The sequence below is a fragment of the Bacillus sp. PSXD-155 genome (assembly GCF_049310765.1).
Lineage (GTDB): Bacteria > Bacillota > Bacilli > Bacillales > Bacillaceae_G > Bacillus_A > Bacillus_A cereus.
In genome coordinates, this window is record NZ_JBMOWC010000003.1 from 56,727 (window position 1) to 71,518 (window position 14,792).

Below are 14,792 nucleotides of genomic sequence, written 5' to 3' on the forward strand. Positions count from 1 at the left end.
TTCTTCACCCTCCAATCTCATTTTACTTTCACAAAAGTGAGAATACAACTATATTTTCATTCTTGCTTTTATTTTAATTGCTATTGTATCCCCTTCGCTCTTATAATAGAGAAGGATTAAAAAGACATTAGGAGTTGGACATGTTGAAAAAACGACAAGATTTACGTAATATAGCAATTATTGCCCACGTTGACCATGGTAAAACAACACTTGTTGACCAGTTATTACGTCAAGCGGGGACATTCCGTGCGAATGAACATATTGAAGAACGCGCAATGGATTCAAATGATCTAGAAAGAGAACGCGGTATTACAATTTTAGCGAAGAATACAGCGATTCACTATGAAGATAAAAGAATTAACATTTTAGATACACCAGGTCACGCTGACTTCGGTGGAGAAGTAGAACGTATCATGAAAATGGTTGATGGTGTTCTACTTGTTGTTGATGCATATGAAGGTTGTATGCCACAAACACGATTTGTTTTAAAGAAAGCTCTTGAGCAAAACTTAACTCCAATCGTTGTTGTAAACAAAATTGACCGTGACTTCGCTCGCCCTGATGAAGTAGTTGATGAAGTAGTTGACTTATTCATCGAACTTGGTGCAAACGAAGATCAATTAGAGTTCCCAGTTGTATTTGCATCAGCAATGAACGGAACAGCAAGCTTGGATTCAAATCCGGCAAATCAAGAAGAGAATATGAAATCATTATTCGATACAATTATCGAACATATTCCAGCACCAGTTGATAACAGCGAAGAGCCACTTCAATTCCAAGTAGCACTTCTTGATTACAACGACTACGTTGGACGTATTGGAGTTGGACGCGTATTCCGCGGTACAATGAAGGTTGGACAACAAGTTGCTTTAATGAAAGTTGACGGAAGTGTAAAACAATTCCGCGTAACGAAATTATTCGGTTACATTGGATTAAAACGTCAAGAAATTGAAGAAGCAAAAGCTGGAGATTTAGTAGCTGTTTCAGGTATGGAAGACATCAACGTAGGTGAAACGGTATGTCCGGTTGAGCATGAAGAGGCTTTACCATTATTACGTATTGATGAGCCAACGCTACAAATGACATTCCTTGTAAATAACAGCCCATTTGCAGGTCGTGAAGGTAAATTTATTACATCTCGTAAAATTGAAGAGCGTCTTCGTTCACAATTAGAAACAGATGTAAGTTTACGTGTAGATAATACAGATTCTCCTGATGCATGGATCGTATCTGGACGCGGGGAATTGCATTTATCTATCTTAATTGAAAACATGCGTCGTGAAGGTTATGAACTACAAGTATCTAAGCCTGAAGTAATTATTAAAGATATCGATGGCGTAAGATGTGAACCTGTAGAGCGCGTACAAATCGATGTTCCTGAAGAATACACTGGTTCTATTATGGAATCAATGGGTGCACGTAAAGGTGAAATGTTAGATATGGTGAATAACGGAAACGGTCAAGTTCGCCTTACTTTCATGGTTCCGGCACGTGGTTTAATTGGTTACACAACAGAATTCCTAACATTAACTCGTGGTTACGGTATTTTAAACCATACATTCGATTGCTACCAACCAGTACATGCTGGACAAGTGGGTGGACGTCGCCAAGGTGTTCTAGTTTCACTTGAAACAGGAAAAGCATCACAATACGGTATTATGCAAGTTGAAGACCGTGGTGTAATCTTCGTTGAACCAGGTACAGAAGTATATGCTGGTATGATTGTAGGAGAACATACTCGTGAGAACGACTTAACAGTTAACGTTGTGAAAATGAAACAACAAACTAACATTCGTTCTGCAACGAAAGATCAAACTTCAACAATGAAAAAACCACGCTTAATGACTCTAGAAGAGTCATTAGAGTACTTAAACGATGACGAGTTCTGTGAAGTAACTCCAGAATCAATTCGTTTACGTAAAAAGATTCTTGATAAGAGCGAACGTGAAAGAGCTGCTAAGAAAAAGAAATCTGTAGAAGCATAAAAAATAAAACAGCTACCTTTAAGGTAGCTGTTTTTTTATGTTTATTTTTTTAGAATATTTACTCTTTTTAGTGGACAGTATTTTTTTCGCAGGTTACTCTTGTATTAAGTACATAAAGAAATTTTGTTTTTTATGAGAAAGGGGGATAAATAGTGTTAGAAAGAATGTCTTTTTTTGCGAAATTATGTAAAGTTGATGAAAATCCAGAGTTAGGAATGTGGTTACTTTATGGGACGATTATTATATTAAGTGCTCTCGTCTATAATTTAGGATTTGCTAGAAAGTTGTCTGTACTAAAAAATATAGTAATATACATATCATTAGCAATTGGATGTACAGTATTAACCTTTTTTGCTGTATTTTTACCTGTTGGAGAAGGACTTGTTGTAGCGGCAATTGTACTTGGAATTTATAGATTGCGTTTGCGTCAAGCGAAACAACAAAAAGCAGGGTGAGGGGGCGAAGTTTTATGCGTTCAGTACAAGATGCACTATATAATTGGTTAACAATTAAAACAGTTGCGGAAGCACGTCCGGATGATAGTGCTGCAAAAGAAACGTATTTGTTATTTCAAAATATGATATATGAAGAACATAAATTAAAAAATGTGGAAGTTAAAAAGAACGAGGAAATGTATTTAATTACATATGAAATGAATGGGGAAAGGAAATCTGCAAGGTTTCCATTGGAAGCTATTGATTGTTTCTTGGATCAAATGAATCGTGAACCTGAAAAATATAAATAAGTCCTTATCTATATGAGTAAGGACTTATTTACATTTTACCAATCGTCTTCGACTTTTTTATCACGATATAATCGGAAATTACCACTTGCATGACGTTCCATTGTACGCTCTGCAATTCGTTCCGAACATTCCATGCACATATATGTATGAATAGGGCGATTACGCAGTTTTTTTGCCATAGGATTTTCATCATCTAACATATCTTTTTTATCACAAATCATACATTTGACTCTCATTTCGTCACCTCAATACGAATTCTATCAGTATAAGTATATCATGGAAGTATAATGTTTTTGAATAATAGTGGGAAAAAATAATATTTTCGCAATTCAAAAAATAAGTTATGATAAGGATATACCAAGTATGTTTGGAGGTGAAAATATGGCGAATGTAGTAGAGCCTACTTTAACAGAGGGTTTAGTACAAACGTTGCGTAAAGAGTGTATTGTGATGATAGCAACGACAGATTTCGAAAAACAAGTTCCTAACGTAAGTGCTATTTCTTGGGTGTATGCAGTGAGCAAAACTAGTATTCGATTTGCAGTAGATCAACGTTCACGTATTGTGGAAAATATACGTCATAATACAGGTGTGGTATTGACTATAATGGCGAATGAATCCGTATTTTCTATAAGTGGTGCAGGTGAAATTTTGACTGATAGAATGGAAGGTATTTCTTTGAAATTAACTGTAATAGAAGTTAATGTGCAAGAAGTACGTGATGTTATGTTTTATGGAGCGAAACTTGCAATTGAACCAACATATGAAAAAACATACGATCTTCGGGCGGCCAAAAAGCTGGATAACGAAGTGCTAGTAGGAATAAGAGAATTATAAATGTGCTAAATAAGAAATTCGTTTATTCACTTTTGTAATCGGTTATTGTGATTTAACGTTAATAATTATAATAAAAAGTAATATATTGAATAGAAATGAATAAAGAATAAATAAAAGGTTTAATGACTATGATTTTCGATTCTACCTCGTTTACACGGTACATATAATTATAACAATGGTTCGTCCATATTTTATGGATGAAACCCTTGTTCTACAAATTTAAAAGTGGAGTCAGGGGGTAACAGGTTGGATAAAATTTATGTGTTAGATACGAATGTACTTTTGCAGGATCCTTTATCTATTTTTTCATTTGAAACCAATGAAGTAGTGATTCCAGCAGTTGTATTAGAAGAGGTTGATTCGAAAAAACGTTATATGGATGAAGTAGGACGAAATGCTCGTTATGTATCTAAGTTAATAGATAAATTTCGTGAAATAGGAAAGCTGCATGAAAGTATCCCGCTAGAAAATGGCGGAACATTTCGTATTGAATTAAACCATCGTTCATTTGTGCAACTACAAGATATTTTTGTAGAAAAAACAAATGATAATCGAATTTTAGCTGTAGCAAAAAATCTATCTTTAGAAGAACAGGAAAAAGAGGACGGGAAGTCTGTTATTTTAGTAAGTAAAGATGTACTCGTAAGGGTAAAAGCTGATGCAATTGGTTTGAAGGCTGAAGATTATTTAAGTGATCGCGTAATTGAAGTAGAAAATATATATTCTGGCTTTTTAGAAGGATATATATCAAAAGAACAATTGGATTATTTTTATGAGAAAGGTGAATTGCCTCTATCTGAAATTGCGAATCACCCTTTTTACCCAAATCAATTTGTAGTAATGAAAGATGCATTAGGGGGCTCTAGTTCTGCGCTTGGCATTGTGGATCACTTAGGTAAGAAGGTAAAGAAACTTATTTTTCACAATGAACAAGTGTGGGGGATACGACCACGAAACGTGCAGCAAATTATGGGGTTAGAATTGTTGCTTCGTGAAGATATTCCGCTTGTAACATTAACGGGGAAAGCCGGCACAGGAAAAACGTTACTTGCGTTAGCTTCGGGACTTATGCAAACAGAAGACTTAGGGTTATATAAAAAATTACTCGTTGCAAGACCAATTGTCCCAGTCGGAAAAGATATCGGTTATTTACCAGGAGAAAAAGAAGAAAAGTTAAGACCATGGATGCAACCAATTTTTGATAACCTAGAGTATTTATTTAATACGAAAAAGCCAGGAGAGTTAGATGCTATTTTAGCTGGAATGGGTTCGATTGAAGTAGAAGCCCTTACTTATATACGCGGGAGAAGTATTCCGGATCAGTTCATTATCATTGACGAAGCACAAAATTTAACAAAGCATGAAGTGAAAACGATACTAACTAGGGTAGGGGAAAAGAGTAAGATTGTATTGATGGGAGATCCTCAGCAAATTGATCACCCATATTTAGATGAATATAATAATGGCTTAACGTATGTTGTAGAGAAGTTTAAAGAACAGCGCATTAGTGGTCATGTGAAGTTTGTTAAAGGGGAGCGATCTAATTTAGCTCAACTAGCAGCAGATTTATTGTAAAAAGGAGTGAGCTTAAGCTCACTCCTTTTCTTTAAATAATTGTAAATTTACGGATGTTCCGGATTGGATTTTGTCGATTAGATCCATCATTGAAATAGAGATGAACAGGTCCGTCTTCTTTTAATGGCTTTCCTTCTTTTGAAAAACCTAGTATAGCATTTTTGACAGTTTCTAATGGAAGTGTCATTGTATGATCTACCGTTTCAATTTCAACTTGCGTAGCGTCCTCTAAAATTTCAGCGTTAGCAAGGAATGGATGAAATGGTATACCAAATGTTCCAGTAATTAGCTGTTCTTTTTTATATTTCTTTACACTTTGTTGTATCGGCGGGAAGGCAGCACCATCACGAATTTCACGATCCCAATGTTCTGAAGTGTTTTTTAAATAAGTTTCTAGTTCAGACGTGTTTTCTCTAGTTTCATCAAAGTAAGTTGTCAAATCTACTTTTCGATCATCAAAGATCCAAACAGTTGGATCAATAGTGATTGGAAAACGTACTTTTCCGTTAATAAATAAAATTTCGCTCATTGTTGTTCCCCCATTTGTGTTATACTCCCACTTTTCAGTATAATAGCATTAGACACTGTTGTCACAAAAAATGTTTCTATTGCAATTTATTAAAACTATCGCTAATATTAATAGATAGGATAGAGGAGAGTAGGACGGAAACGGAGGGAATCAATTTGGCGTCTGAGACAGTAGCAAATCATCAGGAAAAGGCACTAGCCCTTCTACAAGCGGATGCAGAGAAGATTTTAAGACTTATTAAGGTGCAAATGGACCATCTTACAATGCCGCAATGTCCATTATATGAAGAAGTGTTAGACACACAAATGTTTGGACTATCCCGCGAGGTCGATTTTGCAGTTCGCCTTGGTCTTATTGCAGAAGAACAAGGGAAAGCAATGTTAGGTGAGCTCGAACGTGAGTTATCTGCACTTCATGAAGCGTTTACAAACAAACAACAATAACGGGTTCAAATAAGGGGGCTCAAACTAAATTAGTTTGGGCTTTTTATTTGTATAATAAAGCAGGAAGAATCAATGTACATATGGAATACAACAATAATTAAATTGAAACAGAAAGAGGAAATGAAATGAAAAAAGTATGGAAATCAATGGATTATTCATTGTTACTTCCTCTTGTTATCTTATGTGTGCTGGGAGTAATAATGGTATATAGTTCTAGTTCCATTGTTGCGATTTCGAGGTTTGATAAACCAGCAAATTTCTTTTTTAAAAGACAATTAATTACTTTAGTTGTTGGGACAATAGTATTAATAATTATTGCTACTATCCCATATAAAGTTTGGAGAAAACGAATTTTTTTGTTGGGGAGTTACGGTGCTAGTATTGCCTTATTAGCTGCAGCTGCCTTTTTCACTAAGAAAGTAAACGGTGCAAACGGCTGGATATTTGGAATACAGCCTGCAGAATTTGTTAAGATAACAGTTATTCTTGTCTTAGCTCATTTCTTTGCCAAAAGACAAGAAACGAATACACCTGTTTCCAAAGGGTCAGGTCCAGTACTTATTGGTGTTGGTATAATCATGTTTTTAATATTAAAGCAAAATGATTTAGGTACTGATTTGTTAATTGCAGGAACAGTAGGAATTATGTTTCTTTGTTCGGGAGTACAGGTTAACTTATGGATTAAACGAATTGCTTTAACTTCTATAGTATGGATTCCGGCACTATATCTTCTTGGTAATTATGCATTAAATCCATATCAAAAGGCGCGTTTTTCTGTTTTCCTTGATCCGTTTAATGATCCTCAAAAGGATGGGTTTCAATTAGTGAATTCATTTATTGGAATCGCTTCTGGAGGGCTTAATGGTAGAGGGTTAGGGAATAGTGTACAAAAATATGGTTATTTACCAGAACCGCAAACGGATTTTATAATGGCAATTATATCTGAAGAACTTGGTTTTATAGGTGTAGCTATCATTTTAATCTGTTTATTACTTATTATTATTCGGTCATTTAGAGTTGCACAAAAATGTACAGATCCATTTGGAAGTTTAATAGCTATCGGAATTGCAAGCTTGTTTGGAGTTCAAACGTTTATTAATGTTGGTGGTATGTCTGGAGTAATACCACTTACAGGAGTACCATTACCGTTTGTCAGCTACGGTGGTAGTTCTTTATTAGCTAATCTACTTGCGATGGGAATACTACTTAATATTGCTAGTCATGTAAAACGAGAAGAAAAACAGCAGAATGAGGTAATAAAAGAAAGAGAACAAAATGGACCACATCTTGTAGTTGTAAAATAAAAAACACATCGTGCTTTAGAGCATGATGTGTTTTTTATTTTCAAGTAGTTTTAAATATGATGTATTAATTTCTCTTTCAGTTAAAAGATATATCACATTTGTTTAAATGTGATATACAATTAAGTTGTTAGAAAAGGAAGAGGTATGCTATACTATTTTTGTGAAACAAATTGCACAGAAAACTTATCATTTGTTAAAAAATAAGGTATGATGGATAAAAATAAAGTGAAGCTTTCTAAGTATAATATAATGTGGAAAGTGAAGAACTTCACGCTTTTTAAGGTGTGTATATATTTTATCTCTAGAGTGGTAGGAAAGTAGAGGGGGAAAATCATGACAAAGCTGCAACGTATTCAAAAAGTATTGGTAGCTAACCGTGGAGAGATTGCAATTCGTGTGTTTCGAGCTTGTTCGGAACTTGGATTAAAAACAGTTGCAATCTATTCGAAAGAGGATAGTGGTTCTTATCATCGCTATAAAGCCGATGAGTCCTATTTAGTTGGGGAAGGAAAAAAACCAATTGATGCTTATCTAGATATTGAAGGCATTATTGAGATTGCAAAAAGTAATCATGTAGATGCAATCCACCCTGGATATGGTTTCTTGTCAGAAAATATTCAATTCGCGAAACGTTGCGAAGAAGAAGGAATTATCTTTATCGGTCCGAAAAGTAAGCATTTAGATATGTTTGGAGATAAAGTGAAAGCAAGAACACAAGCGCAGCTAGCACAAATTCCAGTTATACCTGGTAGTGATGGTCCAGTAGATTCATTAGAAGAAGTCGAAAAATTTGCTGAAAAGTATGATTACCCGATTATTATTAAAGCGTCCCTTGGTGGTGGCGGTCGTGGTATGCGTATTGTGCGTACTAGTGAGGAATTAGGAGAATCATATAATCGAGCAAAATCAGAAGCGAAAGCAGCCTTTGGTAATGATGAAGTTTACGTCGAAAAATTCGTTGAAAAACCTAAACATATAGAAGTACAAATTTTAGCCGATGAAGAAGGCAATGTTGTTCATTTATACGAGCGTGACTGTTCTGTACAACGTCGTCATCAAAAAGTTGTAGAAATAGCACCGAGTGTATCACTTTCAGATGATCTGCGTCAGCGTATTTGTGATGCTGCTGTGAAGTTAACGAAAAATGTAAACTATTTAAATGCAGGAACAGTAGAATTCCTTGTAAAAGATGATGAGTTTTACTTTATTGAAGTAAATCCACGTGTTCAAGTAGAACATACGATTACAGAGATGATCACAGGAGTCGATATCGTTCAATCACAAATTTTAATAGCTGATGGACATGCATTACATAGTAAAATAGTAGGTGTTCCGAAGCAAGAGGAAGTGGTTGTACACGGATTTGCAATTCAATCTCGTGTAACAACTGAAGACCCACTAAATAATTTTATGCCGGATACAGGAAAAATTATGGCGTATCGATCAGGCGGTGGTTTTGGTGTGCGTCTTGATACAGGAAATAGCTTCCAAGGTGCAGTTATTACACCATACTACGATTCTTTACTTGTAAAAGTTACAACTTGGGCACTTACTTTTGAGCAAGCTGCTGCAAAAATGGAACGTAACTTAAAAGAATTCCGTATTCGTGGTATTAAAACAAATATTCCATTCCTAGAGAATGTAGTAAAACATAAAAACTTCTTATCAGGAGAATATGATACTTCGTTTATTGATGTGTCACCTGAACTATTCTTATTCCCGAAACGTAAAGACCGCGGAACGAAAATGTTAAATTATATTGGTTCAGTAACAGTAAATGGCTTCCCAGGAGTAGGGAAAAAAGAAAAGCCAATATTCCCAGATGCTCGTATTCCATGTTTAAAACATTCAGAGCCAATCCAAAATGGAACGAAACAAATTTTGGACGAGCGTGGAGCAGATGGATTAGTAAAATGGGTACAGGATCAAAACCGTGTACTTTTAACGGATACAACATTCCGTGATGCACATCAGTCATTACTTGCAACTCGTATTCGTACAAAAGATTTACATCAAATTGCAGAGCCAACAGCGAGAATGTTACCAAACCTATTCTCAGCTGAAATGTGGGGCGGTGCAACGTTTGATGTCGCGTATCGTTTCTTAAAAGAAGATCCATGGGAACGATTACTAGATCTTCGTGAAAAAATGCCGAACGTTTTATTTCAAATGTTACTACGTTCGTCAAACGCAGTTGGCTACAAAAACTATCCAGATAATTTAATTCAAAAATTTGTGGAGTGTTCTGCTCAAGCAGGCATTGATGTGTTCCGTATTTTTGATAGTTTAAACTGGGTAGAAGGTATGAGAGTTGCAATTGATGCTGTACGAGATACTGGTAAAATTGCAGAAGCAACAATGTGCTACACAGGAGATATTCATGATCCATTACGTAGTAAATATGATTTGAATTATTATAAAAACTTAGCAAAAGAGTTGGAAGCATCGGGAGCTCACATTTTAGGTATTAAAGATATGGCTGGCTTACTAAAACCAAACGCAGCATATGATTTAGTTTCAGCATTAAAAGAGACGGTATCGATTCCGATTCACCTGCATACGCACGATACGAGTGGAAATGGTATATTAACGTATACGAAGGCAATTGAAGCAGGTGTTGATATTGTCGATGTAGCAGTGAGTTCTATGGCTGGTCAAACGTCACAACCGAGTGCGAACACATTATTCTATGCACTAGGTGGAAATGAAAGACAACCAGATGTTAATATCGATTCTTTAGAAAAGCTATCTCATTATTGGGAAGATGTACGCAAATACTATGCACCGTTTGAAAGTGGTATGAATGCACCTCACACAGAGGTATATATGCATGAAATGCCAGGTGGACAGTATAGTAATCTTCAGCAACAAGCGAAGGCGGTTGGTTTAGGAGATCGCTTTGATGAAGTGAAAGTAATGTACCGTCGTGTGAATGACATGTTTGGAGATATTGTAAAAGTAACACCATCATCAAAAGTTGTTGGCGATATGGCGTTATTTATGGTTCAAAACCACCTGACAGAACAAGATGTTTTAGAGCGTGGACATGCTTTGGACTTCCCTGGATCTGTTGTTGAAATGTTCTCTGGTGATTTAGGTCAACCGTACGGTGGTTTCCCGAAAGAATTGCAAAAGATTATTTTAAAAGGGAAAGAGCCGTTAACAGTAAGACCAGGTGAACTACTAGAGCCAGTAGATTTCGACGCGTTAAAAGAAGAATTATTCCATAAACTTGGACGCGAAGTAACAATTTTTGATGTAGTTGCATATGCATTATATCCAAAAGTATTTATGGACTATGAAAAAGTTGCTGAGCTTTATGGAAATGTATCTGTACTTGATACACCGACATTCTTCTATGGTATGAGACTAGGTGAAGAAATTGATGTGGAAATTGAACAAGGTAAGACATTGATGGTTAAACTTGTATCAATTGGAGAACCACAGCCGGATGGAAATCGTGTCCTTTACTTGGAATTTAATGGTCAACCACGTGAAATTGTCGTGAAAGACGAGAGTGTGAAAGCAACAGTTGCACAACGTGTGAAAGGAAACCGTGAAAATCCAAATCACATTAGTGCAACAATGCCAGGAACGGTAATTAAAGTAGTTGTAAAAGAAGGCGATGAAGTGAAAAAAGGCGATTCTATGGCAATTACAGAAGCGATGAAAATGGAAACGACAGTTCAAGCGCCGTTCAATGGTAAAGTGAAAAAAGTATATGTTAACGATGGTGATGCAATTCAAACGGGTGATTTACTTATTGAATTAGATCACTAAAATAAAAAAAGAGCTGTGTAAATACAGCTCTTTTCTTTATTGCAAAAAATCCCTTGCCGAATTGGCAAGGGATTTTAGTTTTAAATTATTTTGTTTGTTTAGAAGTTGATCCAGCTTCTTTTGCATTCACTTTACTTCTTGTTCCTAACATAACTAAATAGCATAGTACGGCAAACAAGCAAGAAATGAATAGAGAATGTAACAATGCCATTGCTAAACTAGCGTTTGTAAATACAACTAAAATTCCTACTACAGCTTGAAGTGTAACAAGGATAAATGAAATGATCCATCCCCAATATACTACAGGTTGCTGTTTGTAATGACGAATAGCGAGAATCATCGCGTAAAGTATCCAAGCGAAAATTAACATTGCTGCAACTCTATGGCCCATTTGAACCCATTCATGTAGTTGAGTTGGCATAGGTCTGTTTTTGCTACATAAAGGAAAGTCTGGACAGGCTAAGCTAGCTCGTTCGTGACGTACTAAAGCACCTGTGTAGACGACGATATAACTGTAAATTGTTACACCATAAATATGAAATTTCATTTTTTTGTCCATAATAAGAGAACGTGCATCAAATTTTTGGTCAATTTCAAAGATAAGACACGTTAATAAAATGACAGAAGCAAATGAAATTAAGGAAATACCGAAATGGATAGCAAGTACAGCTGGCATTTGTCCCCAAACAACTGCTGCTGCTCCCATTAATGCTTGTGCAACTAAAAATACGAAGGATAAAATTGCTAACGTTTTTGTTTCACGCACATGTTTATAATATTTCCAGGACAAAATACAAAGGAGAGTGACAAGAATTCCAGCTGATCCTGATGTTAATCGGTGGCTAAGTTCAATAATAGTTTCCATTGATAAATTAGATGGAACAAATTCACCGTTACAAAGTGGCCATGATTTACCACAACCTTGACCAGAACCTGTTTTTGTAACTAAAGCGCCTCCTAATAAAACTATTAATAAATCAAGGCTTGTAATGACTGCTAACCATTTAATAAAGCGTTGCAATCTCTTTCACCATCTTTCTGCTATGAAGTTATTGCGAAATATTTTCATTCCATTATGTATAGAATAAAATGCGCTAGTTCCTATGATATATAAAAAATAATAAAATAGCAAAGAAATGGAGGGGAAAGGAAAGGGGGAGAAAATAGGTGTAAAAACAGGGTTCCTAAGGAAAAAATTAGGTGAAAAATAGGCTATTTTGAAAAGAAATGGGGAGAATACGTGTTAAATAGGATAAAATAGTTTATTATAGAAGGTAACATCATGTTATGATAAGGACAAGTCAGAATGAAGTTTTTTATATTCGACACAAAAAGTTCATGTTTTCTTCACAAAATGTTCGGGAAATATGATTTAATATATTGGAGTATGGGCGTAGATTAGTAGTAGAATGGGTTAACAATGTTTCTACTGTAATAATATTGCTATATAGAAGCGAATTATTTCATTTGAAATAGGCGCAAAAAGAAAGATGAAAGTTTTAAGAGGGGGTTAGAGTGATGAACCATGCAACAAGTGAGCTGCATGATGAGTCCGCTGTTACAAGTGTACCGGAAACAACTCGGATACAAGATTTAAAAGCACTCGTTAAAATGGGGATTGTAAACTCAAATACACTTACTGTATTTACAGGATTTTGGTTGGCATTACACTTTAATGGATTAAGTGTAATGGACAATCTGGATAAGTTATTCTTTACAATCGTTGGTTCTGGATTAGTTATGGCAGGGGTATGTTGTTTAAACAACTACATTGATCGAGACATCGATCCATTAATGGAAAGAACAAAGACCCGTCCAACGGTTACTGGAAAGTATAAACCAGGATTTGCACTTACATTTGGACTAGTCATATTACTTCTTGGTTTTGTATTTTTATTATTAACAACACCAATGGCAGTCTTAATGGGATTTATTGGTGCTTTCACATATGTTGTTCTATATAGTTTATGGACAAAGAGAAAGTATACACTAAATACTGTTGTAGGTAGTATATCTGGTGCAGTTCCACCTTTAATTGGATGGGCAGCAATTGATCCATCTTTAGGTCATCCAATTGCTTGGATGTTATTTTTAATTATGTTTATTTGGCAAATCCCACATTTCCTTGCATTAGCGATGAAACGTGTTGATGAATATCGAAATGCAGGAATTCCAATGCTTCCTGTAGTTCATGGATTTGAAATTACGAAACGCCAAATTATGATTTGGACAGTATGTTTATTACCACTACCATTTTATATGAGTGGACTAGGGATAACATTTATGGTAATTGCAACACTGCTTAACATCGGATGGATCGCTTTAGGATTTTATGGATTCCGTAAGAAAGATGACATAAAATGGTCTGTGCAAATGTTTGTTTATTCCCTAAATTATTTAACAATCTTATTTGTATCAATGATTGTAGTTACATTCTTCTAAGACAACGACATAATTGGATTTCTTTACGTTGAGATTTACTTTACTTAACTATAAAGTACAATCTAATTCACAAGGAAAGTGGGGGTTGTTTGTATGAAGAAACAGTGGCGACTGCTTTCGTTCGTTTCACTGCTGGCTTTACTGTTAGGGGGATGCGGTAAAGCCTTTCAATCTACTTTAATTCCGCAAGGAGAAGTAGCAAAAATGCAATATGATTTACTTCTACTGGCAAGTGCAATTATGGTAGGAGTAGTACTAGTAGTTACTATTATTTTCTTGTATGTAATTGTGCGTTTCCGACAAAAGAAAGGTCAGGAAGATTATATTCCAGAGCAAGTTGAAGGAAATCACAAGCTAGAAATTATATGGACAGTTATTCCGATTATTCTTTTACTAATCTTAGCTGTTCCAACGGTTACATATACATTCAAACTTGCTGATGTAAGTGCGATGGAGAAAAAGAATATTGATAAAGATACTATCGTTGTTGATGTAACAGCGAATCTTTATTGGTGGGAATTTTCTTATAAATCAGAAAAGATAGTAACTTCGCAAGATTTAGTCATCCCCACAGGTAAGAAAGTGTATTTAAATTTGAAGGGTGCCGATATTAAACACTCATTTTGGGTTCCATCTTTAGCTGGGAAAATGGATACAAATACAGACAATGTGAACAAAATGTGGTTAAAGGCAGATAAATCGGGCACTTATAATGGTTTTTGTACAGAATTTTGCGGCCCATCACATTCTTTAATGCAATTTAAAGTGAAAGCTTTAGATGAAAGCGAGTACAAAAATTGGCTTGCTGATATGAAGAAGATTGATGGGAAGAAAGAAGTAGCTTCAACAAAGGCGCAAGAGGGCCAAGAAATATTTAATAAAAGCTGTATTGGTTGTCACGCAGTTGGATCTAATGATAGTAGACCACCTTCCGCTCGTATCGCACCAAACTTAGCAAACTTTGCGGATCGCGATATGGTTGCCGGTATTGCCGAAAACAATGAAGAAAACTTAAAAAAATGGCTGAAAGATCCTGAAAATATGAAGCCAGGAAACAAAATGACTGGCAAATATGGCAACTTAACGGATGATCAAATTGATGCATTAAATGCATACTTACAAACGTTAAAAGTTGAAAAGTAAAGAGGGATT

13 protein-coding genes are annotated in these 14,792 nt (G+C 35.5%); 10 read left to right on the forward strand and 3 right to left on the reverse strand.

What is annotated here, in order from left to right:
• The first annotated feature begins 140 nt into the window (after positions 1-140).
• From typA to ACO6VI_RS03050, 3 genes are all read left to right on the forward strand, one after another.
• A complete protein-coding gene (typA, locus tag ACO6VI_RS03040) occupies positions 141-1,985 on the forward strand; it encodes a translational GTPase TypA (protein ID WP_000914752.1) in 1,845 nt (614 codons plus the stop codon).
• 152 nt (positions 1,986-2,137) lie between these two features.
• Positions 2,138-2,440, forward strand: coding sequence for a YlaH-like family protein (locus ACO6VI_RS03045; protein WP_000893662.1), 303 nt, complete (start codon positions 2,138-2,140; stop codon positions 2,438-2,440).
• Between the two features lie 14 nt (positions 2,441-2,454).
• A complete protein-coding gene (locus ACO6VI_RS03050) occupies positions 2,455-2,730 on the forward strand; it encodes a hypothetical protein (protein ID WP_088020435.1) in 276 nt (91 codons plus the stop codon).
• A gap of 35 nt (positions 2,731-2,765) precedes the next feature.
• On the opposite strand, the gene ACO6VI_RS03055 is transcribed toward ACO6VI_RS03050, so the two are convergent.
• A complete protein-coding gene (locus ACO6VI_RS03055; RefSeq protein WP_001995040.1) occupies positions 2,766-2,966 on the reverse strand; it encodes a YlaI family protein in 201 nt (66 codons plus the stop codon).
• A gap of 145 nt (positions 2,967-3,111) precedes the next feature.
• On the opposite strand from ACO6VI_RS03055, the gene ACO6VI_RS03060 reads away from it, so the two are divergent.
• Complete coding sequence (locus ACO6VI_RS03060) at positions 3,112-3,567, forward strand: pyridoxamine 5'-phosphate oxidase family protein (RefSeq protein ID WP_000024600.1); 456 nt, start codon at positions 3,112-3,114, stop codon at positions 3,565-3,567.
• Positions 3,568-3,813: 246 nt separating this feature from the next.
• Positions 3,814-5,142: a PhoH family protein gene (locus tag ACO6VI_RS03065; protein WP_000358083.1), complete on the forward strand. Its 1,329-nt coding sequence runs from the start codon at positions 3,814-3,816 to the stop codon at positions 5,140-5,142.
• 31 nt (positions 5,143-5,173) lie between these two features.
• Here ACO6VI_RS03065 and ACO6VI_RS03070 read toward each other — a convergent pair whose 3' ends face one another.
• Positions 5,174-5,671 carry a hypothetical protein gene (locus ACO6VI_RS03070; protein ID WP_001289810.1) on the reverse strand — a complete coding sequence of 166 codons (498 nt, stop codon included), beginning with the start codon at positions 5,669-5,671 and terminating at the stop codon, positions 5,174-5,176.
• A 155-nt stretch (positions 5,672-5,826) separates the two neighbouring features.
• Here ACO6VI_RS03070 and ACO6VI_RS03075 point away from each other — a divergent pair, with 155 nt between their 5' ends.
• From ACO6VI_RS03075 to pyc, 3 genes are all read left to right on the forward strand, one after another.
• Positions 5,827-6,114 carry a YlaN family protein gene (locus ACO6VI_RS03075; RefSeq protein ID WP_000135694.1) on the forward strand — a complete coding sequence of 96 codons (288 nt, stop codon included), beginning with the start codon at positions 5,827-5,829 and terminating at the stop codon, positions 6,112-6,114.
• 125 nt (positions 6,115-6,239) lie between these two features.
• Positions 6,240-7,418 (forward strand): FtsW/RodA/SpoVE family cell cycle protein, encoded by a 1,179-nt coding sequence (locus tag ACO6VI_RS03080; RefSeq protein ID WP_161520100.1) that lies wholly within the window; start codon positions 6,240-6,242, stop codon positions 7,416-7,418.
• Positions 7,419-7,751: 333 nt separating this feature from the next.
• On the forward strand, positions 7,752-11,198 hold the full coding sequence (pyc, locus tag ACO6VI_RS03085; protein ID WP_000164055.1) for a pyruvate carboxylase: 3,447 nt from the start codon (positions 7,752-7,754) through the stop codon (positions 11,196-11,198).
• A gap of 85 nt (positions 11,199-11,283) precedes the next feature.
• On the opposite strand, the gene ctaA is transcribed toward pyc, so the two are convergent.
• Positions 11,284-12,219: a heme A synthase gene (gene ctaA / locus ACO6VI_RS03090; protein ID WP_001188740.1), complete on the reverse strand. Its 936-nt coding sequence runs from the start codon at positions 12,217-12,219 to the stop codon at positions 11,284-11,286.
• A gap of 497 nt (positions 12,220-12,716) precedes the next feature.
• On the opposite strand from ctaA, the gene ctaB reads away from it, so the two are divergent.
• Positions 12,717-13,640, forward strand: a complete 924-nt coding sequence (gene ctaB / locus ACO6VI_RS03095) for a protoheme IX farnesyltransferase (RefSeq protein WP_001015053.1) — start codon at positions 12,717-12,719, stop codon at positions 13,638-13,640.
• A 93-nt stretch (positions 13,641-13,733) separates the two neighbouring features.
• The gene (coxB, locus tag ACO6VI_RS03100; RefSeq protein WP_000745273.1) at positions 13,734-14,783 is read left to right on the forward strand and encodes a cytochrome c oxidase subunit II; all 1,050 of its coding nucleotides are present in this window, start codon (positions 13,734-13,736) and stop codon (positions 14,781-14,783) included.
• The last annotated feature ends 9 nt before the right edge of the window (positions 14,784-14,792 follow it).